The sequence below is a fragment of the Salmonirosea aquatica genome (assembly GCF_009296315.1).
GTDB lineage: Bacteria > Bacteroidota > Bacteroidia > Cytophagales > Spirosomataceae > Salmonirosea > Salmonirosea aquatica.
Map to the genome: position 1 here is coordinate 2,478,409 of NZ_WHLY01000002.1, position 21,264 is coordinate 2,499,672.

20 protein-coding genes and 1 pseudogene are annotated in these 21,264 nt (G+C 52.4%); 8 read left to right on the forward strand and 13 right to left on the reverse strand.

Translation table 11 applies throughout. From position 1 onward, the window contains the following. Positions 1 to 3: 3 nt before the first annotated feature. Genes GBK04_RS11430 through GBK04_RS11440 form a run of 3 tightly spaced genes read right to left on the reverse strand, consistent with a single transcriptional unit; the run spans position 4 to position 4,267 of the window. Positions 4 to 1,539 carry a M20/M25/M40 family metallo-hydrolase gene (locus GBK04_RS11430; RefSeq protein WP_152759769.1) on the reverse strand — a complete coding sequence of 512 codons (1,536 nt, stop codon included), beginning with the start codon at positions 1,537 to 1,539 and terminating at the stop codon, positions 4 to 6. A gap of 38 nt (positions 1,540 to 1,577) precedes the next feature. Then, a complete protein-coding gene (locus GBK04_RS11435; protein ID WP_152759771.1) occupies positions 1,578 to 3,308 on the reverse strand; it encodes a glycoside hydrolase family 13 protein in 1,731 nt (576 codons plus the stop codon). Positions 3,309 to 3,349: 41 nt separating this feature from the next. Next, positions 3,350 to 4,267 (reverse strand): Nif3-like dinuclear metal center hexameric protein, encoded by a 918-nt coding sequence (locus GBK04_RS11440; protein ID WP_152759773.1) that lies wholly within the window; start codon positions 4,265 to 4,267, stop codon positions 3,350 to 3,352. A gap of 113 nt (positions 4,268 to 4,380) precedes the next feature. Between GBK04_RS11440 and GBK04_RS11445 the strand changes: the two genes are divergently transcribed. After that, complete coding sequence (locus tag GBK04_RS11445) at positions 4,381 to 4,914, forward strand: DinB family protein (RefSeq protein ID WP_152759775.1); 534 nt, start codon at positions 4,381 to 4,383, stop codon at positions 4,912 to 4,914. Positions 4,915 to 5,038: 124 nt separating this feature from the next. Next, positions 5,039 to 6,682: a carboxylesterase/lipase family protein gene (locus tag GBK04_RS11450; RefSeq protein ID WP_152759777.1), complete on the forward strand. Its 1,644-nt coding sequence runs from the start codon at positions 5,039 to 5,041 to the stop codon at positions 6,680 to 6,682. Positions 6,683 to 6,779: 97 nt separating this feature from the next. Here GBK04_RS11450 and ettA read toward each other — a convergent pair whose 3' ends face one another. Beyond that, a complete protein-coding gene (ettA, locus tag GBK04_RS11455) occupies positions 6,780 to 8,447 on the reverse strand; it encodes an energy-dependent translational throttle protein EttA (protein ID WP_152759779.1) in 1,668 nt (555 codons plus the stop codon). A gap of 68 nt (positions 8,448 to 8,515) precedes the next feature. On the opposite strand from ettA, the gene GBK04_RS11460 reads away from it, so the two are divergent. Beyond that, positions 8,516 to 9,793 carry a DUF349 domain-containing protein gene (locus GBK04_RS11460; RefSeq protein ID WP_152759781.1) on the forward strand — a complete coding sequence of 426 codons (1,278 nt, stop codon included), beginning with the start codon at positions 8,516 to 8,518 and terminating at the stop codon, positions 9,791 to 9,793. On the opposite strand, the pseudogene GBK04_RS11465 reads toward GBK04_RS11460, so the two are convergent. Next, a pseudogene (locus tag GBK04_RS11465) lies at positions 9,738 to 10,813 on the reverse strand (LacI family DNA-binding transcriptional regulator). The gene GBK04_RS11460 and the pseudogene GBK04_RS11465 sit on opposite strands and share 56 nt — an antisense overlap. 290 nt (positions 10,814 to 11,103) lie before the next feature. Here GBK04_RS11465 and GBK04_RS11470 point away from each other — a divergent pair. The 5 genes from GBK04_RS11470 to GBK04_RS11490 all read left to right on the forward strand — a co-directional run bounded on the left by GBK04_RS11470 (position 11,104) and on the right by GBK04_RS11490 (position 16,449). After that, positions 11,104 to 11,715, forward strand: coding sequence for an RNA polymerase sigma-70 factor (locus GBK04_RS11470; protein WP_152759783.1), 612 nt, complete (start codon positions 11,104 to 11,106; stop codon positions 11,713 to 11,715). A gap of 71 nt (positions 11,716 to 11,786) precedes the next feature. Then, positions 11,787 to 12,977 carry a mannonate dehydratase gene (uxuA, locus tag GBK04_RS11475; protein ID WP_152759785.1) on the forward strand — a complete coding sequence of 397 codons (1,191 nt, stop codon included), beginning with the start codon at positions 11,787 to 11,789 and terminating at the stop codon, positions 12,975 to 12,977. 65 nt (positions 12,978 to 13,042) lie between these two features. Continuing rightward, positions 13,043 to 14,473 carry a glucuronate isomerase gene (gene uxaC / locus GBK04_RS11480; RefSeq protein WP_152759786.1) on the forward strand — a complete coding sequence of 477 codons (1,431 nt, stop codon included), beginning with the start codon at positions 13,043 to 13,045 and terminating at the stop codon, positions 14,471 to 14,473. 176 nt (positions 14,474 to 14,649) lie between these two features. After that, a complete protein-coding gene (locus GBK04_RS11485; RefSeq protein WP_152759788.1) occupies positions 14,650 to 15,645 on the forward strand; it encodes a PfkB family carbohydrate kinase in 996 nt (331 codons plus the stop codon). Between the two features lie 135 nt (positions 15,646 to 15,780). Next, the gene (locus GBK04_RS11490; protein WP_152759790.1) at positions 15,781 to 16,449 is read left to right on the forward strand and encodes a bifunctional 4-hydroxy-2-oxoglutarate aldolase/2-dehydro-3-deoxy-phosphogluconate aldolase; all 669 of its coding nucleotides are present in this window, start codon (positions 15,781 to 15,783) and stop codon (positions 16,447 to 16,449) included. Between the two features lie 12 nt (positions 16,450 to 16,461). Here GBK04_RS11490 and GBK04_RS11495 read toward each other — a convergent pair whose 3' ends face one another. From GBK04_RS11495 to GBK04_RS11530, 8 genes are all read right to left on the reverse strand, one after another. Then, positions 16,462 to 17,271 carry a molybdopterin-dependent oxidoreductase gene (locus tag GBK04_RS11495; protein ID WP_152759792.1) on the reverse strand — a complete coding sequence of 270 codons (810 nt, stop codon included), beginning with the start codon at positions 17,269 to 17,271 and terminating at the stop codon, positions 16,462 to 16,464. Beyond that, positions 17,268 to 18,014 (reverse strand): cytochrome b/b6 domain-containing protein, encoded by a 747-nt coding sequence (locus tag GBK04_RS11500; protein WP_152759794.1) that lies wholly within the window; start codon positions 18,012 to 18,014, stop codon positions 17,268 to 17,270. Before GBK04_RS11500 ends, GBK04_RS11495 begins: the two co-directional genes overlap by 4 nt. Positions 18,015 to 18,285: 271 nt before the next feature. Further along, on the reverse strand, positions 18,286 to 18,852 hold the full coding sequence (locus GBK04_RS11505) for a DUF4256 domain-containing protein (RefSeq protein WP_373330903.1): 567 nt from the start codon (positions 18,850 to 18,852) through the stop codon (positions 18,286 to 18,288). Positions 18,853 to 18,895: 43 nt separating this feature from the next. Next, a complete protein-coding gene (locus tag GBK04_RS11510; RefSeq protein WP_152759796.1) occupies positions 18,896 to 19,288 on the reverse strand; it encodes a DoxX family protein in 393 nt (130 codons plus the stop codon). Positions 19,289 to 19,297: 9 nt separating this feature from the next. Further along, positions 19,298 to 19,759 carry an SRPBCC family protein gene (locus GBK04_RS11515; protein ID WP_152759798.1) on the reverse strand — a complete coding sequence of 154 codons (462 nt, stop codon included), beginning with the start codon at positions 19,757 to 19,759 and terminating at the stop codon, positions 19,298 to 19,300. Positions 19,760 to 19,765: 6 nt separating this feature from the next. Next, positions 19,766 to 20,089, reverse strand: coding sequence for an ArsR/SmtB family transcription factor (locus GBK04_RS11520; RefSeq protein ID WP_152759800.1), 324 nt, complete (start codon positions 20,087 to 20,089; stop codon positions 19,766 to 19,768). A gap of 115 nt (positions 20,090 to 20,204) precedes the next feature. Next, on the reverse strand, positions 20,205 to 20,636 hold the full coding sequence (locus GBK04_RS11525; protein WP_152759802.1) for an SRPBCC family protein: 432 nt from the start codon (positions 20,634 to 20,636) through the stop codon (positions 20,205 to 20,207). Positions 20,637 to 20,743: 107 nt separating this feature from the next. Next, positions 20,744 to 21,253, reverse strand: coding sequence for a cupin domain-containing protein (locus GBK04_RS11530; RefSeq protein ID WP_152759804.1), 510 nt, complete (start codon positions 21,251 to 21,253; stop codon positions 20,744 to 20,746). Between the last annotated feature and the right edge of the window lie 11 nt (positions 21,254 to 21,264).

Here is a 21,264-nt window from a genome sequence, read left to right on the forward strand (position 1 = left end):
ACCCTATTTCATCCGCATCACGGCCGTCATGGTTTCCAACCCGTCGAACAGATTCCCCAGCCGGATGTTCTCGTTTTCGGCGTGCTGGTTGTTGTCGTGGTTGGCGATGGGAACCGTCATAGTGTTCGCATTCAGGTACTTTTTGAACAAATACAAAGGCAGGCTTCCGCCTGAGGTAGGTTGCAGTACCAGTGGATCGGTCGTCGTGGTCTGTACGGCTTTGATAACGCGCTGGGCAATCGGTAAATCCATCGGGGTACGCTGGGCGTTGTAGCCGTCCTCTCCCGGAATCACTTTGATCAGCTTGCCATATTGCGCCCTTTCGTCGTCCGTCGGTTCGTGGTCGATGACATGGTACCCCTGGGCTTTGATATGATCCACTACTTTCTGCTGTTGTCGCTGCCAATCATTGCCTAGCACCAGCCGTAGGTCCAGTACGGCCGTGGCGAAGGTGGGTATCTGGTTGGAGGCCATTTTACCCACGTTACCGCTCTGCATGCCGTTGATGTTGAGTGATGGCACACTGATGGCCTCATTCAGCACCGCGCCGGTCGTTTCCACCGTACTCAGTCCTAGCTCCCGCTTCATTTGCGCTTCTACCGAAGGTACCTCCTGCATGGCTTTTTTTTCGGAAGCGGTGAGCGGTGTTACATCGTCGTAAAAGCCTTTAATAGTCACCCGGCCTTCGTCGTCTTTCATCGAAGCCAGTAGTTTGGCCAAGAGCAGGGCGGGATTGGGTGCCCAGTTGCCGTAGTGGCCGCTGTGCAAAGGCCGTTTGGGGCCATAAACCGTCAGATCCATGTGGGCGTCGCCCCGCACCCCGAATACGATCTGCTTCCTGCCCGTCTGGTGCACGGGGCCATCGCAGATGATCCACAGGTCCGATTGCAGTAACGCGCTGTGTTTTTCCAGGATTTGATTCAGATGGGGCGAGCCAGCCTCCTCTTCTCCCTCGAAGAAAAATTTCAGATTGGAGGTAGGTACCAGCCCATTTTTAGTAAGCGCTTCGTAAGCACTCAGGATGGTAAATACCCCCGCTTTGTCGTCCGAAGCGGAGCGGGCGTAGATACGCCAGTCGGGGTTGTATTGGCCGTCGGTCGGGAAGGGAATATTCTTTCCACTTTTGTCGATGGTACCCGTGTACAGCTGCGGTTTGAAGGGTTCCAGACCCGGCGCCCACTGGGCGGGGTTGACGGGTTGTCCGTCGTAATGGGCGTAAAAAATCAACGTTTGGGTAGCGCCGGGTACCTTCACTTCCCCATAGACGGCCGGCGGTGCACCCGCGGTGGAGGGTGCCAGTAGTTGTACGTTTTTGATGCCTCGCTCCGTCATCATGGACATGATAAAAGCCGCGTTCTTTTTGATGTTGACCGTATCGCGGGCGATGTTGGGAATGGCCAGAAAGGCCGCGAATTCCCGCATCATTTTATCGGCGTTCTGGGTACCGTATTTTCGGATGGCCAGTACCTCCGGCGATTGGGCCCAGGCCGTCCGACTGATTGGGAATACGAATAGTATCAAGAGGGCGTACTTTTTCATGAAAGGCTGTTTGGAAAGAAATGGTTGAGGGTTAAAATTCAGGGTATTTCATAAACCACCGCTTCGTAGGGTTTCAATCGCCCATCCGTGGAGGGTTGCGGATAGTTGCCTAATATTACTTTGGCTTTGCTCAAATCCAGGCCGGTTTGGGTACCGGCGGGGGTACCTTTGAAATTGAGCATGATCAGAAATTTTTTGCCGTCCAGTTCCCTCGTGTACGAGTACGTGTCGGGGTTATCCTTATCCAGCAGCGTGTAATCGCCGTACACCAGGGCCAGGTTATCTTTACGCAGCTTCACCAGCGCGCGGAAATAATTGAGGCAGCTGTTGGGGTCTTTCTCCTCGGCGGCGGCATTCACGGTTTGGTAGTTGGGCCCTACTTTGATCCAGGGGGTACCTTTCGTAAAACCCGCGTTTTTGGTGGCATCCCACTGAAAGGGCGTCCGGCCGTTATCGCGCGACTCGAACTGTTTACGTTCCAGCACCTCAGCCATATCTGCTCCACGATTTTTTTGGTATTCGAACTCATTCAGCGTTTGAATGTCCCTGAAATCCTCGATTCGCTCAAAGCCCCCATTGGTCATGCCTAGTTCATCGCCGTAATAGTAATAGGGGGTACCCCGCATGGTCATGATAAAGGTGGAGAGCATCTTAGACGACGGGGCGCGGAACGCCGGACTGTCGTTGCCAAACCGGCTCACCATCCGGGCCTGATCGTGATTGGCCAGAAAAATAGCCAGCCAGCCCTTTTCGGCGAATGAACTATCCCAGCGACTGAACACCTCCTTGAATTTCAGCACACTGTACCCTTCGGGCTTGGCCAGGTCCACGCCCTCGAAGGCGTAAGCCATGTTCAGCTCATTGCGGTCGGCGTCCACCAGGTTGTGGGCATCTTCAAACGTATTGCCCGCACCTTCGGCCACGCTCATGACATCGTACTTACTGAATACCTCCCGGTTCATCTCTTTCAGGTACTCGTGCAGGTTGCCCTGCATGGCATAGTATTGGGTGAAGTTCTTTTCATAGCCCTTGGGAAAAACCGGGAAGGTGGTATCCTTGGCAGCAAACTGAAAGGCATCGAGGCGGAATCCATCCACCCCCTTGTCGGCCCAGAACTTCATGATGTCGTACACCTCCTGCCGGAGTTTGGGATTCTCCCAGTTCAGGTCGGGCTGCTTCCGCGAGAAGTAGTGCAGGTAGTACGCATCAGTCAGCGAGTCATACTTCCAGGCGTCGTGATTGACATCGAACAGGCTGTACCGGTAGGGAGGGGTACCTTGCTCGGCGGGCCACCAGTGGTAGTAGTCACGGTAGGGATTCGTGCGCGAGCTACGGCTTTGTTTAAACCACTCGTGCTCGTCGCTGCTATGGTTCACTACCACGTCCATCACCAGCTTGATACCCCGGTCGTGCATACCTTTCAGCAGGGCGTCGAAATCCTGCATGGTACCGAACTCGGCCATGATGCTGCGGTAATCGCTGATATCGTAGCCGTTGTCGTCGTTGGGAGAGGCATAAATCGGATTGAGCCACACGGCATCGATACCCAGACTTTTGATGTAATCCAGCCGGGAAATGATCCCTTTCAGGTCACCTACCCCGTCCCCGTCGCTATCCTGAAAACTGCGGGGATAAATTTGATAGATGACGGCTTCTTTCCACCATTTTCGATCGCTTGCTGACATGGTATCTTGGGTGTTATTCTCAGATTTACAGGCCCCCAGGGCAATTAAAAGGAAAAAAACAACCAGCGGATTGACTGCTTTCATGGGATAAGTCGGTTTGCATGGAACCTATATCGACTTTTACACTACATCCAGCGGAATGGATTGTTTGAGGCCACGTGGGTGATTTTTATTTCCGGCAATCTGGGTTGCAGCCAGTCCACGAAGTACTCCATGCCCGGCTCCTCACTCACCGAATGACCGAGCACAATGAGCGAGATAGGACGGCCCAGCAGCCGGGCATCGCGGACGTACTCGGCCGTTTCCCATTCGGATACCTCTCCTACAATCAGTACATCAGGCTTTTCGCGCTCAGCCGTACCTACCTGCCGGGGGCCGCCCCAGGCACCGGGCAGCAGCGCGACCCGCTCACAGGTCTGCGCCGGATCACCGATGACTCGCAGGTGATCGATACCCAGCGAGGTTTTAAGATGCTGCACTAGCTTCCCCAGGGATAAAGCAGGAATACTGAGCATCAAGTTTCCGGTTTTGTAGTAGGACAGCCAGCCCGCTTTCTTGGCTACCCCGTAACTGATGGCGTCGGGCTTCAGCTGATGAATGTAGTCGTGAAACCGCCAGACGGTTATGCCACGCTTGGCCAATAATTCCTGCTTTTGTTTCACTACCGAATTGTTCTCTACCCAATCCGGATTGTCCGTATGGTTATAAAAGGTAGGTTCGTGGGCCATGATGAAATTGGCTTTCAGGCGGGTGGCTTCCTCAATGACCTCAATCGTCGGGAACATGGTGGTCACGATGCCCGTCACGACCTGATCGGCGCTTCCGGCCTTGATAGTATCCACCGTGTTTTTCATAGGAGAAAGCTGCCCTTCTTTAAGAATCAAATCGATGATTTGCTGTACAGTGATGGCTTTGGTAAGGCCAGTCGCCAGCGATGTGAAGGGCGACAGGCTCGCTAGGGCCAGCAGTCCAGCCGATTGGGTGGTTCGGGTCAGGAAGGTACGGCGGGTCTGGGCGACAAGCGGTAGAGATAGCGGTTTCATGTCTTTGGGTTTAAGTCTTTGGGCTAAAATACGACTTTATTTTTCGGAAGTACCTACATGCCGGTAAGACAAATACGCTACGAAAGGTACCTGCACACCCAATCACCAAGCTTATGGAAAGAAAAGAAGCTTTATTAAAAATTGCGGGAAGCCTGATTTTAACCACGGGCGAAAAGCCGGGCTTTCCCCCGGCGGATGTTTCTTTTTTAGATGACTACGTGCACCGCTGGCAGAATGCTTTGCCGTATAGCCTGAAGGTGCTCGATAAAATGCCCGAAGCCCTGTTTGACTACCGCCCCACGCCGAAGCAGATGTCGTTTGGCAAGCAGTACACCCACGCAGCCTACTGGAATACCTTTTTCATCGGGATGATCGTCGGTCAGGGGCCGCTGAACGAACCCGCCGAAACTACCAAAGCGGCCATCCGTGATTATTACACGGCATGCCACAATCATTGCACGGCCCTGATCCGCGAACTTACCAACCAGCAACTTGAGGGTACGGGCTACGGCGACAACGCCTATTGGCAAAAACATTCGGGCTGGGATTTGCTGCTGCGGGCCTTTATGCACGTGGCGCACCATCGCGCCGAAACGCTGGTGTATTTGCGGTTGAACGATATTGAACCGCCCTTTTTTGAGTTTTAAGCAAAATAACTCCCTACTTATTTTACCAGTCCAATGGTTATATTCTTACCTGTCTATCGCTTTTAGATAGGCACCTACCTATGTAGCGAACGGGGCTTTATCATTCAACCTATCTTATTTACCTATGAAAAAACTACTTATCCTGGTTCTAATCTCCTATTGGTCAGTACAGGCACTTCACGCCCAGTCGGGTATGAGTGCTCCTCCTTTGCAGGTCAAAACGGCCAATGGGGTACTGGAAGGCATCGATGAGTCAGGCGTCCGCGCCTTCAAGGGGGTACCTTTTGCCGCGCCGCCCGTGGGCGATCTGCGCTGGCGGGAACCTCAGCCCGTTAAAAACTGGACGGGTGTACGCAAAGCCGATAAATTTGGCCCCCGCGCCATGCAGTTGCCGTTGTTTGGAGACATGAATTTTCGTTCGGATGGCGTGAGCGAGGATTGCCTTTACCTCAATGTCTGGACGCCCGCCAAGGCGGCTTCCGATGGCTTGCCGGTGCTGGTGTACTTCTACGGCGGCGGCTTGATGGCCGGCGACGGCTCGGAGCCCCGCTACGACGGTGAAAGTCTGGCCCGTCATGGCATCGTGACGGTCATGGTCAATTACCGCCTCACGATTTTTGGATTTTTCTCCCATCCCGAACTGACTAAGGAATCGCCTCACAAAGCCTCGGGCAACTACGGCTTTCTGGATCAGTACGCCGCCCTGCAATGGGTGCAGAAAAATATTGCCGCTTTTGGTGGTGATCCCAAGCGCGTCACCATCGCCGGCGAATCGGCAGGGTCCTTTTCGGTCAGTGCCCAGATGGCTTCCCCGCTGGCCAAAGACCTCATGGCCGGGGCCATCGGGGAGAGCGGCTCCTTATTGGGTTTCCGGCCCGTTACCAGCTTGCAGGAAGCCGAAAAGATGGGGATAGAGTTTGGCAAAGCCGTCAACGCGCCCTCCCTGGCGGCCCTGCGGGCCATGCCCGCGCAGGCATTGCTGGAAACGACCACCAAGCCGGGGGTACCCCGGTTTTCGGCCGTGGTGGATGGCTATTTTTTTCCTAAATCGCCTACCGCTGTGTTTGAAGCCGGACAGCAGGCCCACGTGCCGCTACTGGTGGGCTGGAACTCGCAGGAAGGGGGCTACCAGGGCATTCTGGGCAAGGAAGCACCTACCCGGGAGAATTACACCAATGCCGTCAAAAAGATGTATGGCGATCAGGCCGACAAACTGCTGAAGGTGTATAACCCCACGAATGATGAGGAGGTAGAGCAGGTAGCCACCGCCCTGGCCGGTGATCGGTTCATCGGGTTCAGTACCTGGAAATGGTCGGATCTGCACGCCAAAACGGGTGGTAAACCCGTGTACCGCTATTTTTACGAGCGCCCGCGGCCCGAAATGCGGGCGGAAATGGGGGCGGCGACTGCCAACCTGGCGGGCGGCATCACCCGCAACGACGATGCGAACGCCAAAAGGCCACCCGCTCCGAAGGGTGCCGTGCATTCGGCCGAAATCGAGTATGCCCTGGGGAACCTACCCACCAACCGCGTGTACGACTGGCAGCCCGAAGACTACAAGGTTTCGGAAATCATGCAGCTGTTCTTTGCCAATTTTATTAAAACCGGTAATCCCAATGGCCTGGGGGTACCTCAGTGGCCCGCGGTCAAAGCCGGACAAGCCGCACCCGTCATGCGCATCAACACCCATACCGAGGCCGAAACCGAGAAAACCCGGGATCGCTATCTGTTGATGGACGAATTCTTCCAGTCTGCGCAGCAGAACTAAACCACCTAAGGTACCCCTTGAATAAGAAAAGCCCATGCAGTAGACACCTACTGAGTGGGCTTTTCTTTTTGCTTGTACCTGACCTGTGCGCGTGCTGTTAAGCCAGTTTGCGGTACTTGATTCGCTTGGGCGTGGCGTCGGCGCCCAGGCGCTTCTTACGGTTTTCTTCGTATTCTGAGAAATTTCCCTCGAACCAATAGACTTGCGAATCGCCTTCGAAAGCCAGAATATGCGTAGCGATGCGGTCGAGGAACCAACGGTCGTGGCTGATGACCACGGCGCAACCCGCGAAGTTTTCGAGGCCTTCTTCCAGCGCGCGCAGGGTGTTTACGTCCAGATCATTGGTAGGTTCGTCAAGCAAAAGCAAGTTGCCCCCTTCTTTAAGGGTCATCGCCAGATGAACCCGGTTGCGCTCACCACCCGACAGGGTACCTACCTTCTTCTCCTGGTCTGATCCCGCAAAATTAAACTTGCTCACGTAGGCACGGGCATTGACTTGCTTGCCGCCCAGCATCACCCATTCGTTGCCTTCCGAGATCGTCTGAAAAACGGTTTTGTTAGGATCCAGATTATCGTGCTCCTGATCTACGTAGGCCCATTGTACGGTTTCGCCCACTTCAAAGTTTCCACCTAAGGGTTTTTCCTGTCCGGTAATGAGTTTGAACAACGTGGTTTTACCCGCGCCATTGGGCCCAATGATACCTACTATGCCCGCCGGAGGCAGGGCGAAATTGAGGTTATCGTACAGCAGCTTGTCGCCGTAGGCCATCATGATGTTGTTGGCTTCGATGACCTTGCCACCCAAGCGCGGTCCGGGCGGAATGAATAGTTCCAGTTTGTTTTCTTTCTCTTTGGCATCCTCGCCCAGCATTTTCTCGTAAGCGCCAAGGCGGGCTTTCGACTTGGCCTGCCGGGCTTTGGGCACCATACGTACCCATTCCAGCTCCCGTTGCAGGGTCTTTTGCCGCTTCGATTCCTGTTTTTCTTCTTTCTGCAGGCGATCCTGTTTCTGTTCCAGCCACGAGGTGTAGTTTCCTTTCCAGGGAATACCTTCGCCCCGGTCCAGTTCCAGAATCCAGCCCGCCACGTTGTCGAGGAAGTACCGGTCGTGGGTCACAGCGATGACGGTACCTTTGTATTGCCGCAGGTGTTCTTCCAGCCACAGCACACTTTCGGCATCAAGGTGGTTGGTGGGCTCATCGAGCAGCAAAACGTCAGGCTGGCGCAGCAGCAGGCGGCACAGGGCCACACGGCGCTTTTCGCCGCCCGACAGCGTGGCCACCGAGGTCTCCGAGGGCGGGCAGCGCAAGGCGTCCATGGCTACCTCCAGACGATTATCCAGATTCCAGGCATCGAGGTGATCGAGTTTTTCCTGTACTTCACCCTGACGTTCAAGTAGTTTGTCAAAATCAGCATCGGGTTCGCCGAAGGCCTCGTTGATTTCATCAAATTCTTTGAGTAGATCAACTACTTCCTGTACTCCTTCCTCTACGACCTCACGCACGGTTTTTGTCGGGTCGAGGATGGGCTCCTGTTCCAGCATTCCCACGGAATAGCCGGGTGAGAACACCACCTCACCCTGGAAGTCTTTATCTACCCCCGCAATGATGCGCAGCAGGGTGGATTTACCAGAGCCATTAAGACCAAGCACGCCTATTTTTGCCCCATAGAAAAAGGACAAATAAATATTTTTGATGATGTGACGATTGGGCGGAATAACCTTACTAACCCCCGCCATTGAGAAAATAATGGTTTCGTTACTCATTTTTTAGTTAATTTGTACCTGACAAATATCGTTAAATAACCCTATACCAGCAGATAAAAAGTGAAATAATGGAAAATGCCCAAGAAACGAAAGAATACGGCTACGTTAAGGATGGCAAAGTATTTTTGAAAGGGTACCTCGGAAATCCCGACCGGCAGATCGGCGAGGTAAAAAGAACAGAACAGGAAGCGATCGACTATTTCAAGAACCGGTTCACAATTGCCGAAGGAAAGGTAGCCCTCCTGGAAAAAGAGATCGAAGAAGCCCAGAACAAAGGTTCTTACCTGACTAAATTGATTCAGCTACGCCGAAAGCTAATTGGTTTTGATGCCATCGGCGACTTTGTCCCCTTGCTCCAGCGCCTCGATACCGCCGAGGATTACCTGTCGGGTTTGATTCTGGTGAACCAGGCCAAAAACCTTGAAATCAAGCAAGCCCTCATTGAGGACGCACGCCAGGCGGCCGCCATCGAAGACTGGCAGGCGGCCACCGATGCGGTCCAGGAAGTCAAGTCGAAATGGATACGCACCGGGCCGGTCGACAATGAATTTCAGGAAAAAGTGGACACACAGTTTCAGGAAATTCTTGATGATTTCTTTCACCGGCGCCGTGAATACTTCGCCGAGCAAAATAAGATCGTCCAGGGAAGGGTGGATGAGTACGAAAAACTCATCAAACAGGTCAAGCAGCTATCCTGGAGCAACGACCTCGACGAATCCTACAAGAAAACGCGTGACATCCGCAACGCCTGGAACGCCATCGGCGAGGTACCTCCCAAGAAATTTTTCAAGATCAACAAGGCGTACCGCCATTTTCTGAAGCTTTTCTACGACAAGTACAACTTAGCCAAAGGCATTGAACCCAAGGTACGGGTAGACCCCCGGATTCTGGAACAGCAGAAGCTGCTGGCCGAAGCCGAAGATGCGCTCAAAAACGACAATATCGTTTTGGCTTCCGAAAAAGCCAAGGTACTGTTGAGCAAATGGAAAGAGATCAGAATTCCGTACAAGCAGGCCGACAAGGAACTGGCTGAGAAGTTTCGGAACACCTGTGATAAGATATTTGAACTCAGCTACCTGGCCCGTGTGATTAGCCGGAAGTACCCGGCCTTCGAAATGAAAAGTGAAGAAGAGCAACTCCGCACACAGGTCAGGGAGATGGAATGGCTGGTAACCCGGGAGCGGAATGACCTGGAAATCGCTACCCGCGACGTGGAACGCAGCCTGACCGGCAATGAAGAGGAGGATAAGCGGATGCTGGGCCGCCTGAATATCCAAAAAAGGAAAATCGCTATGAAGGATAAGATCCTGCGGGAGTTTCAGCGAAAGCTGGAACGGATGGGATAGCCTTCTTCAGGCTGCTTTCCCGTGGCATCAACGTCGTTTTCAATACCCTGGTTTCGTACGAAGCCGGGGTATTTTTGTTTTCGATGAGTTCCAGCAGCAATTTGGCCGCCTGCCGCCCCATTTCGAAGGCAGGCTGGGCGATCGAACTCAGGGGGGGTCCAAAAGGGCAGAAATCCCCAGATCAGAAAAGCCCAGTAAGGCTATATCGTCAGGCATGCGATAGCCTAATTGCCGCAAAGCCCAGTGTACGCCAATGGCAATGCGGTCGCTGGCCGCAAAAATGGCGTCGGGCCGTTCGCGGAGAGCCATCAGCTGGTAGGCACGGTCGGTACCTTCGCTCTGACAGTATTCGGCCGATACGACCCATTCCTCCCGAAAGGGCAGGTTATACTTCGACAGGGCATCCCGGTAGCCCTCATACCGATTACGGCTTATGGTCAGGCTCAGTGGCCCTGAAATGTGGGCGATTCGTTGGCAGCCCTGCTCGACGAGGTGCTCGGTGGCCCGGAACGCACCTTCATAATCATCCACGAGTACCTTATGGGTCTGCACCTTGTCGCTGGCCCGATCGAAAAATACCAGCGGAATGCCCCCCTCCTGTAATTCCTCAAAATGGCCATGATCTAGCGACTGGCTCGCCACCGAAACGATCAGGCCATCGGCCCGGCGGTCGGCAATATGGCGCACATCGATCTGCTCCCGTTCATACGACTCGTGGCTTTGGTAGATCATCACATGGTACCCTCGGCTATAGGCTACGTCATCGACTCCGCTGATAGCCATGGAAAAAAACGGATTGTCAATATCGGGTACGATAATGCCAATAGTATGAGTACGGTTTTTCAAAAGGCTCAGCGCAATCGGATTGGGAGTATAGTTGAGTTTATCTGCCAGTTCGATTACCCGTTTTTTAGTCTCTTCGCTGATTTCGGGACTGTTGCGGAGCGCGCGCGACACCGTAGATTTCGAAATTCTCAGCTCCCGCGCTATTTCTTTAATGGTTACGGTTCTTCGGGCCATACTCTATTTGGATTTTATATCGGAAAAGTGCAAACTATTTGGACTTCTAAAATTGCGCTCTGGGCACGCAATCTACCGCAAACTACAAAAATCACCTTTAATTCCCGGAAAATTTTCGTGTTTCGGGAACGGTACCGGGAACGGTTGCGTAGAAATATTGATTTTTTTCAAGATAATTTTTTGCTATACATCGAACGAATGCGTAATCTTCGTTAGGAATCACACAATCGTACTATTGAATATTGCCTTTTTTATCACTGAATTATTCAATTCCTAACCTCACACAAGTAATGGAAAACCTAGTTATTACCAAGCCGCTTGGCAAGGCCCGTATGTGCCCAAGTAAAATGGAGGTACTCTTCAAAAAGGTCGTGCAGGAAGGCGATTACATCGCCTATCGTGAACTGTTCACCCGCTACTACCGCTCTCTGTGTACGTACTCGATGCGGGTAGTCGTGGCCCGCGAAGTAGCCGAAGAAGTAGTGGCCGATGTCTTTGTGAAGCTCTGGAAAAACCGGGAGCAAATTGAAGTCCACACTTCATTTGAAGCCTACATTTTCCGGGCGGTACGTAATCAATCGCTCGACTACCTCAAATTGAAACTTCACCGCGTACACGAGCGGGAACCCCTTGAAAGTATTCAGTGGAATTTGGCTTATGCCGATCACTACACACCCGCAGAGGAAGTGGCTTTCAACGAATTTTATGATCGCGTAGAGGGCCACATCAATGACCTGCCCCGGCAGTGCCAACTGATTTTCCGGATGAGCCGGGAAGAAGGCTTGCGGTATCGTGAAATTGCCGAAGCCCTGAAAATATCCATCAAAACCGTCGAAACGCAGATGGGCCGTGCCCTTAAGGTACTTCGTGAGCGCGTGCCGGAAAATCGTTTGGTAGCCTAGGTACGGTAGAAGGAAACCTGTTTCGTCTTATCCAGTATACAGGTTATTTCGATTTATTGACTACACTTTACATGGCACTTGAACAAACATGGCGCTGGTTCGGACCCAATGATCCGGTTTCATTGGCCGACATCCGGCAGGCCGGCGCTACGGGCATCGTTACGGCCCTGCACCACATCCCGAACGGAGTAGCCTGGACGAAAGAAGAAATCGGAAAAAGGAAGGCCACCGTGGAGGCGGCGGGCCTTACCTGGTCGGTGGTGGAGAGTATCCCCGTCCACGAAGCGATCAAAACCCGAACCGGCGATTTTCGGCAATACATTAAAAACTACCAGGAATCCATCCAGAATCTGGGCGATAGTGGCATCGATACCGTATGCTACAATTTTATGCCCATACTGGACTGGACCCGTACCGACCTCGACGCCCCCATGCGTGACGGCTCCACGGGCTTGCGCTTCGACGCCACGCAGTTTGCTGCCTTCGACCTGTATATTGTCCAAAGGAAGGAAGCCCAACATCTGTATACGGAACAGCAGCAATCGGCGGCCCGGGCCTGGCTCGATGGGGCCGATGAGGAAAGTGTGAACCGCTTGACGCGCAATGTCATTGCAGGATTGCCGGGGTCCGAAGAAAGTTTTACCATTGAAGAATTTCGGGAGGTACTGGCTACCTATTCCTCGGTGGGCGATGCGGAACTACGCGCCAACCTCTACCAATTCATTAATGAAATTGCCCCCGTAGCTCAGGACGCGGGCGTCCGGCTTTCGATTCACCCCGACGACCCTCCTTATCCAATCCTGGGTCTGCCCCGGGTGGTAAGCACCGAAAAAGATGCCCGGGCGCTGTTGGACAGTTGCGATGTACTGGCCAACGGTTTGTGTTTCTGTACTGGTTCATACGGGGTCCGTGCTGACAACGATCTGGTAGGCATGGTAGAGCGGCTGGGTGATCGCATTCATTTTGTCCACCTGCGCGCCACGCACCGGGAGGCCGATGGCAGTTTTTACGAAGCCGACCACCTCAATGGCGACGTGGATATGTACAGCGTGATGAAAGCCCTGCTGCAAGAGCAAAAGAAACGGAAAAACACGGGACGGGCTGACCTCCGTCTACCGTTCCGTCCCGATCATGGCCATCGGATGCTCGACGACCTGAACGCCACTAAGCGAACCAATCCGGGCTATACGGCCATCGGTCGCCTGCGCGGCCTGGCCGAGTTGCGCGGCCTGGAACTGGGTATCGAACGGAGTTTTTCATAAAAAATAGGAATATGTTCAAAAAGCTAATGGCTGATGGCTATTAGCTATTAGCCTTATAAAGCCAAATGACTGTAATTCAGCACAAAGCCCAAAAGACCTTCATTAACGAGGATTTTCTGTTGCGTAGCGAAACCGCCCGGCACCTCTATCACGACTACGCGCGAGACATGCCCATCATCGACTACCATTGCCACCTACCGCCCGACCAAATTGCGGAAGACAAGCAGTTTGAAAACCTGACGCAGGCCTGGCTTTATGGTGACCACTACAAGTGGCGGGCCATGCGAAGCAACGGCATCAACGAGCGTTACTGCACGGGTGATGCTTCAGACTGGGAGAAATTCGAGCAATGGGCGGCTACGGTACCCTATACCATGCGCAATCCGCTGTATCACTGGACGCATCTGGAACTGTTACGGTATTTTGATATTGACGTAATCCTCAATAAAGACTCAGCGCGGGATATTTACGAAGAATGCTCGGCCAAGCTGCGCAGTCCTGAGTATAGCGTGCGGAATCTGCTGCTGAAAATGAATGTGCGGGTGGTTTGCACCACGGACGATCCTACCGATTCGCTGGAACATCACCAGGCTATTCAGGACAGTGGCTTTGAAATAAAGGTACTGCCTACCTTTCGGGCCGATAAATCCATGCTACTCATCGGCGACCCGAAGGCATATCGTGATTATGTGGAAAAACTTTGCCAGGTAGCGGGCGTCCAGGGCGATGGCGACTACGATAATCTGCTGGAGGCCTTGCAAAAGCGACACGAATTCTTTGCACGAATGGGCGGACGGCTATCGGATCACGGATTGGAGCACATTTACGCCACGCAATTTGACGACCAGGCGGCTTACGATGCAGCGGCATTAGCCTTGGCCGGTAGCGTACCCGACAACGACGCCCAGAATGCTTACAAATCCACGCTGCTGTACGAACTGGCTAAGATGGATCATGCCAAAGGCTGGGTGCAACAGTTCCACCTGGGCGCTCTGCGCAACAACAACTCGCGGGCTCTACGCACGCTGGGCCCCGATACGGGTTGGGACTCCATTGGTGATTTCAGCCAGGCGCAGGCCCTTTCCAGGTTTATGGACAAGCTGGACTCTACGGACCAACTGGCCAAAACCGTCCTGTACAACCTCAATTCGGGCGATAACGAACTGATCGCCACCATGGTGGGCAACTTCAACGATGGCAGTGTAGCGGGTAAGATTCAGTTTGGCTCGGGCTGGTGGTATCAGGATCAGAAGGATGGCATGGAAAAACAGATGAATACTCTATCCAACATGGGGCTCCTCAGCCGCTTTGTGGGCATGCTCACCGATTCGCGTAGCTTCCTGTCGTACCCGCGCCACGAGTACTTCCGCCGCATTCTCTGCAACCTCATCGGTACCGATGTCGAGAACGGCGAGCTACCCAACGACCTGCCCTGGCTGGGCAAAATGGTACAGGATATATCGTACAACAATGCCAAGGAGTACTTTGGATTTTGAAAAGGTCATTCTGAAAGTCTTATTCCCATAATTCGGCTAAGGGAAACAGTAGGTATGGGTTTTCGGCGGGTTTCCAAACTTTCCGAAAATCCATACCTTTGCTTTATCTAATAAAAACTAATTATCCGCTCAAAAAAGCTAATTACTAAAAGCCCTCAGCCAATAGCTCCCGATCCATGGCCCAAATCGTTACCCTTGGCGAAGTTCTCATGCGCCTCAGTACCCCCGGTTTTTCTCGTTTCGAACAAGCCCGTTCCCTCGACGTAACCTACGCGGGGGGCGAAGCCAACGTGGCCTCGGCGCTGGCCTACTGGGGCCACAGTACGGCTCACGTCACGCGCTTTCCCGACTCACCCATTGGCCGGGCGGCCGGTCAGTATCTGCGCTTCCATGGAGTGGATATTTCCCATATCCAATACGGGGGGCCGCGTATGGCGGTGTATTTCTTAGAGACAGGTGCGGCCCTGCGCGGTAGTCAGATCGTATACGATCGGGCGGGCTCTTCCTTCGCTACCTGCGATCCTGAAGTATTCGATTGGGACGATATTCTGAAAGACGCCACCTGGTTCCACTGGGCGGGGATTACGCCAGCCCTATCGCAGGAAGCCGCCGATGTCTGTTTGCAGGGAATCCAGGCCGCTCGTAAGAAAGGCATCACGGTTTCGGGTGATATATTTTATCGCTCCAATCTTTGGAAATACGGCAAAAAGCCTTCCGATGTTCTGCCTGAATTGACCGCCGGAACGGATATCGTGATTGCCAACCATATCAATGTGAAGGAAATATTCGGCATCGAATGTACCGATTTCAAAGATGCGTGCGTAAAACTCCAGCAGGCCTTCCCCCAGGTGAGCCGCGTGGTCGATACGCACCGAACTTCCCTGAGTGCCAGCCACAATTTGCTGCGGGCTTACCTCTGGAACGGCAATGAAATGCTGGAAACCCCGGACGTGGACATCAATCCCATCGTGGATCGCGTGGGAGGAGGTGATGCCTTCATCGCCGGCCTGATTCACGGCCTGATCCGATTCGGCGACGAGCAGAAAGCCCTGGAATTTGGCGTAGCGGCCTCGGCCCTGAAGCATACCATCGAAGGCGATGCCCTTGTCAGTACCGAAGCCGAGGTGGAAGCCATCCGCCAGGGTGAAACCTCAGGGAGAATTAAAAGATAGGTTTTCATTAAAGCTTTTAGCTACTGGCCTAGGGCTTTTAGCTTTGTTACTATTCCAAGTGTTGAAATTTTTATATTTTTTGTCTCTCAATTTTCAAAAGGCTACTAGCTATCAGCTACTGGCCATCAGCTAATTATGGCCCATATCAACAAAGATACCGTCCTAAACTCCCTGCACGAGGGGGGCATTTTGCCGCTGTTTTACCACGACGAAGCCGAAGTGGCCATCGAGGTTCTGAAAGCCAGCTACCGGGGCGGACTGCGGGTGTTCGAATTTACCAACCGGGGTGGCAACGCTTTGCAGACTTTTGAGCAACTGGTCCAATACGCCCACGAGCACCTGCCCGACATGGCGATGGGCATCGGAACAATCTACGACGCCGAGTCGGCCAATAAATTCATTTACGCCGGGGCCGATTTTGTAGTGACACCCATCCTGAATACCGCCGTTGGTGCCGCCTGTGTGGCCGCCGAGGTACCCTGGCTCCCAGGCGTGGCCACGCTCACCGAGATATACAACGCCCGGCAAGCCGGCGCCGAAGTCGTGAAGCTATTTCCTGGCGAAGTGGTAGGTTCGGCTTTTCTGAAAGCGGTACGCGGCCCGATGGCTGACCTGAAAATCATGGTGACGGGCGGGGTACGTCCTACAATGGAGAGTTTTAACGAGTGGTTTGGCGCGGGCGCCTACTGCGTGGGCATGGGGTCGCACCTTTTCCCCAAGGAGGTCCTGAAAGAAAAGAACTACATGTGGGTGGAGAAGAAAATTGCCGAGTGCCTGAGCTTTGTGCAGGAATTACGTGGGTAAGTCATTTATTCCTTACAACCCTATATAATAGTCATAACCCCGTTCGGCCCAGTAGTCGCGCGGCCGCTCGTCGGTAAAAAATATCCGACCGATACGTTTTAGATTTTTAACTCCGTATTTCACCGGAATAATCAACCGCAAGGGCGCGCCGTGCGGCTCTGAGAGGGGCTGACCGTTCAATTCGTAGGCTAGTAAAGTTTGCGGATGAAGCGCACTAGCCACATCGATTCCTACATAGTAGGCTTTATCGGGCGTTTCCAGACCCATATACGCAAAAAGGTCAGCGGTATTATCAGGATGGGGTACCTCACCGCTTTTCGAACCGAGCTTATACTGAGTTAAAAAATCGGATAATCGCGCCCCGCCCCAATGCTGCACCTGACTCCAGCCTTCGATGCACTTGAATTCGTATATTATTTCGTGTTTGGGCAGAGCTTTTATATCTTCCAGCGTTAGCTGCAAGGGTACCCCCTGAGGTACCTCAACCTGCAAACGCCAAGCTTCGGGCAGCGGACTTTTGAGACCAACGCTTCCATTGACCCGTGCCTTCTTAACGGCTTTTTCTATCTCAAAGGTAGGTACCAGATGGGTAGGACTGAAATAGGCCTGAGCTACCTGCGCGTTCACATCCAGCACCCGCCGCAGGGGTTTCCGAAGCGCGTACAGCTTGGGACTATTGCTAATCCATTTATATACACCCACGGGTACGGCTGCCGCCAAAGCAAACCAACCGAATGATTTGATCATACGCCGGCGTACCTCCGACTCGGCCACATCGCTTTCCGGAAGATTTTCTTCTCCCAATTTTTCTGGCTGGCTCATGCTAAGGTAGGGCTAGGTGTTGGGTCACTGGTCGGGCCGCCGACCGTCGGCGGTTCGGCGCTGGGTGATTCAGGGTTTATGGGAGGCGTGCCTGATCTGATTACCTCGAATCCTGTCACCATGGATTGGAAATTCTGCCAACCCGCCCGGACAACCTGCGCGATATGAATCACAAAAAACAGGACGAAGCCGATCGTGAGGATAAAATGTTCCAGCCGGGCCGCTTCGTAACCCCCGAGTAGACTGGTCAGCCACGCTAGTTGGGTAGGTTTATAAATCGCGTAGCCCGTCAGGGTCGATCCGACGCCCATGAGCATGATGGAGAAATACGCAATTTTCTGAGCCCCGTTGTATTTGATAAAAGGAGGCTGGGTTTTGCGCAGGCCCAGGTCGTACAATGTTACGTCGATGGCATCCCGAAACGAGCGGCGGGTAGGTACCAGATGCCGCCACTCGCCGGAAATAAAGGTGTACCCTACATACAGGATTCCATTCAAGATAAACAGCCACATGAAAACCCAGTGCCAGGCCATGCCCTCGGCCAGGCGGAACGGAACGTACAGGAATTTATAGAAACCATCGGGGAAAAACGACACGATAGTAAAGGTACCTACGCGGATCGTATAGGGATCATAGGCCCAGTAAATCAACAAGCCGCTCCAGATCATGACAAACAGTACCGGGAAGTTGATCCAGTGGAACCAGCGGATGGCTAAGGGGTGCTTATGAACAACACGTTTCATAGGGCAGCAGGCGTAAGGTCAAGTGCATCGATCATGGGCTTCTAACGAGCAGGGTTATTCAGTAAACACCGTCCGGGCTCGTATATACTACGTCGAATTTTCCGTAAAGGATGCGTGAAGTTCCTTTTTGTTATTTGGAACCCTTTTCTCCCTGAATCTTTGGGTTAAAATAGGAAAGAGGGTACCCTACTTCAATTTTTTTGTTAGCCCGCAGCCAAGCGCGATCATTCTCAGCAATTCCAGTTTTTTCTAATATCGATCTGTACAGAATTCAGACTCTCAATACACCCCGGAACCCTCTGCCAGCATAGTAAGAATCCGCCCCATTGTGGTACATAAAGACTCTGCCGAAGCGGCGATCCCCGAAGAGAGCGCCTCCGAGCGCTCGGACAGCCGAAGGGGTTTTTATCCAACTCGACGTCTTCGTGTCAAACGCCCCAAGTTGCTGCAACTCCTGGTACTGTTCTTCGGTCAATAGCTCAATACCCATGGCATCTGCCACATCAAGTGCACTGTCTTGCGGTTTATGGGCTTTCATTGATTCCAGCGCTTCACGGTCGTAACAAAGACTCCTGCGATCTTTGGGGCTTTCCGCGGAGCAGTCATAAAATGTGTACTCACCGGTTCTATCATCATAAGCTACCACATCTGGCGCACCGCCCGTCTCTTCCATTTCACTGAGCGACCATAGTTTTTCAGGATTAGCTTCCAGTTTTGCCTGTATTGCATCCCATTCCAAATCCCGATGCCGGTTCATGTTTTTTTCGAAACGGGTTTTCAAGGCTCGAAGCAGTTCTTCCCGTTGCTCCGCTGGCAGTTCTTTTTTGGTACTATTCATATCGGTTAGCTTTTGATTATCTTAATTGAATAGATCAGGTACCTTATTGACTGATCGGAACGATTTTTCTGTCCGCCGGTCTGAAGTACCAGGATAGGGCCGTAAGGGTTAGCAGCAGCAAGGCCGGCAATAGTTCTGTAACCGCATCGCCCAAAGCGATATGCGAAAATATCGCGCCTGTCATGGTAAAGAAAAAACCGGCGTACGCCCATTCCTTCAACAGGGGGAATTTGGGTAGGAGCATTACAAATACACCCATAATTTTCCAGACACCAAGTAGGGTCAAAAAATAGACAGGGTACCCTAAATGAATAATGCTGTCCGATCCCCCCGTACCCTCTTTCCCTTGGAATACCTGCAACGCCCCGGTTGATACCATCCCCAAAGCCAGCCACAGAGTAGCCACCCAGTAGATGATTTTATTTCTCCTGATCATAGTATGTTATTATATTTTTCCTACCACGTCCTGTAAGCGGTTATGCGCCCAATTTAGCCCCTGGGCAAAGGGTAGCTGTACGATCTGATCCCTTTGTGCAATGGATTTGTACACCACATGCATATTCAGTTTGCTGGTAGATTCGGTAAGCTTTTCAAATTCCAGGTACTCGATCCAGGCATCAAAAGGCGTATTCTCCATCTCAAAGGTCCGGGTGATTTTCTGGTTGGGAATAAATTCATGGATCACCCCATTGAATCCGTGTGCATTTCCCTTGGGATCGGTGGTTTCAAACTGATAGCTACCGTGCTTTCTGCTTTCCAGCTTCAGTACCTTCGTACTCATCCATTGCTCCACAATCTCGGGCTCGACATAGGCTTTAAAAAGCATTTCCAATGGCAGATCAAACTCTCTGGTGATCACCAAATCCTGTTTACCGTCTTCGGCATAGACTTCTGTCTTTCGTCCCATACGTTTCTACTTGTTGGAGTTGTACTCTTTCATTAGGGTTTCCAGTTTATTAAACCTCTCGTCCCACATCTCGCGGAAGGGTTCAATAAAGTCGGCGACTTCTTTCATCTTGTTCGCATTGATTTGGTAGTAAACCTCCCGGCCGTCCTGTTTCTGCGCCAATAATTGACACTCCGTGAGTATCCTGAGATGCTTTGAAACGGTCGGCCGGGCGGTATCAAAGTTCGCCGCAATGGCACCCGCGGTCATGGATTGCGTAGCCAATAGTAACAGAATACCTCTGCGGGTCGGATCGGCTATGGCCTGGAATACGTCTCGTCGTAGATTCATTGTGTAGTTATTTGACTACAAATATACGCGTAGCTATTTGACTACGCAATTTTGTAGAAACTTTTTTTAGAAAGTTTTTACTTGCTGTGGTGCCGACTGAGGATGATGCGATGTCTTATCGCTCGATGAGGTCTTTCAATACTGCCAGGGTACCCTGCCAATAAAAATCCAGGTGCTTATAAATTGATTCCGTCGGGAAGTTTTCAATTTGCACTTTCAACAATGTCTTTTTCTCAAGGGGTACCACTGTAAACGTGATGACCGAATGATTCTCTTTTGTGTGGGGTAGGTGTGAAACTGAACTTAGATGACTGTATTGAAGAATCCTTTCGGGCTCGAATCGTAGGACAATTCCATTGTTTTCAAAATGCACATGATGGTACCCTTTGATTTGGATAGAATTCCCGACTACCCAGTCGGTAGTTATTTCAATGTTCATTTCCGGGTCGCCCATCCATTTTTTCATAAGGCTTGTATCGGTTAGATACTTCCAAATCTTTGCAGGCGGTGCTTCTATCGAAACAGATCTTTCTATTTTCCCTGCCATGTCTTCTCTGCCTAGGTACTACGCTGAACCCTGGATTGAATTCACTTTTCAAACTTGAACCACGGCCATGAGCCTTGCATATTCGCAAAAGCCAACCTACCTTCCCCTCACGTCAACCCCTCCACCACCGCCCAGTGCTGCGGAAACTCCGCCAGTATTTTCTCTCGCTCCGCCAGTTCAAAATCCGCGAAATCAAAGCCCGGAGCCACGGTGCAGCCCACCAGCGAATAGGTAGCGCCCGCCACGGGCCTCGAACCAAACCAGGTACCCGCCGGAACCACGGCCTGAAACACTTCGCCCGCGTCGGGATCAGGACCAAGCCGGATGATTTCCAGCGCGCCGCTTTCGGGATGGATGACGAATACTTCCAGCGGATCGCCTGCGTAAAAGTGCCAGAGTTCATCGGCCTGAATGCGATGCAAAGCCGAAAAGTGATGCCCTTCCAGCAAAAAGTAAATGGCCGTACTGAATGCGCGGCTCCCAGCGAAACGCTCCGGCAAGGCGGCATGCGGAATCTGCTCCGCTGCGCGGTAGGTTTCGGCAAAGTACCCCCCTTCGGGGTGTGGCTGCATCTGGTACTTCTCGACCCAGTACCTGGCATTTTTTTTATTATCCATTTTTTGAAAAG

Bases quoted from the DNA above. Each gene is read 5' to 3' on its own strand.
- GBK04_RS11430 (WP_152759769.1), bottom strand. From the start codon at position 1,539: ATGAAAAAGTACGCCCTCTTGATACTATTCGTATTCCCAATCAGTCGG.
- GBK04_RS11435 (WP_152759771.1), bottom strand. From the start codon at position 3,308: ATGAAAGCAGTCAATCCGCTGGTTGTTTTTTTCCTTTTAATTGCCCTG.
- GBK04_RS11440 (WP_152759773.1), bottom strand. From the start codon at position 4,267: ATGAAACCGCTATCTCTACCGCTTGTCGCCCAGACCCGCCGTACCTTC.
- GBK04_RS11445 (WP_152759775.1), top strand. From the start codon at position 4,381: ATGGAAAGAAAAGAAGCTTTATTAAAAATTGCGGGAAGCCTGATTTTA.
- GBK04_RS11450 (WP_152759777.1), top strand. From the start codon at position 5,039: ATGAAAAAACTACTTATCCTGGTTCTAATCTCCTATTGGTCAGTACAG.
- ettA (WP_152759779.1), bottom strand. From the start codon at position 8,447: ATGAGTAACGAAACCATTATTTTCTCAATGGCGGGGGTTAGTAAGGTT.
- GBK04_RS11460 (WP_152759781.1), top strand. From the start codon at position 8,516: ATGGAAAATGCCCAAGAAACGAAAGAATACGGCTACGTTAAGGATGGC.
- GBK04_RS11470 (WP_152759783.1), top strand. From the start codon at position 11,104: ATGGAAAACCTAGTTATTACCAAGCCGCTTGGCAAGGCCCGTATGTGC.
- uxuA (WP_152759785.1), top strand. From the start codon at position 11,787: ATGGCACTTGAACAAACATGGCGCTGGTTCGGACCCAATGATCCGGTT.
- uxaC (WP_152759786.1), top strand. From the start codon at position 13,043: ATGACTGTAATTCAGCACAAAGCCCAAAAGACCTTCATTAACGAGGAT.
- GBK04_RS11485 (WP_152759788.1), top strand. From the start codon at position 14,650: ATGGCCCAAATCGTTACCCTTGGCGAAGTTCTCATGCGCCTCAGTACC.
- GBK04_RS11490 (WP_152759790.1), top strand. From the start codon at position 15,781: ATGGCCCATATCAACAAAGATACCGTCCTAAACTCCCTGCACGAGGGG.
- GBK04_RS11495 (WP_152759792.1), bottom strand. From the start codon at position 17,271: ATGAGCCAGCCAGAAAAATTGGGAGAAGAAAATCTTCCGGAAAGCGAT.
- GBK04_RS11500 (WP_152759794.1), bottom strand. From the start codon at position 18,014: ATGAAACGTGTTGTTCATAAGCACCCCTTAGCCATCCGCTGGTTCCAC.
- GBK04_RS11505 (WP_373330903.1), bottom strand. From the start codon at position 18,852: ATGAATAGTACCAAAAAAGAACTGCCAGCGGAGCAACGGGAAGAACTG.
- GBK04_RS11510 (WP_152759796.1), bottom strand. From the start codon at position 19,288: ATGATCAGGAGAAATAAAATCATCTACTGGGTGGCTACTCTGTGGCTG.
- GBK04_RS11515 (WP_152759798.1), bottom strand. From the start codon at position 19,759: ATGGGACGAAAGACAGAAGTCTATGCCGAAGACGGTAAACAGGATTTG.
- GBK04_RS11520 (WP_152759800.1), bottom strand. From the start codon at position 20,089: ATGAATCTACGACGAGACGTATTCCAGGCCATAGCCGATCCGACCCGC.
- GBK04_RS11525 (WP_152759802.1), bottom strand. From the start codon at position 20,636: ATGGCAGGGAAAATAGAAAGATCTGTTTCGATAGAAGCACCGCCTGCA.
- GBK04_RS11530 (WP_152759804.1), bottom strand. From the start codon at position 21,253: ATGGATAATAAAAAAAATGCCAGGTACTGGGTCGAGAAGTACCAGATG.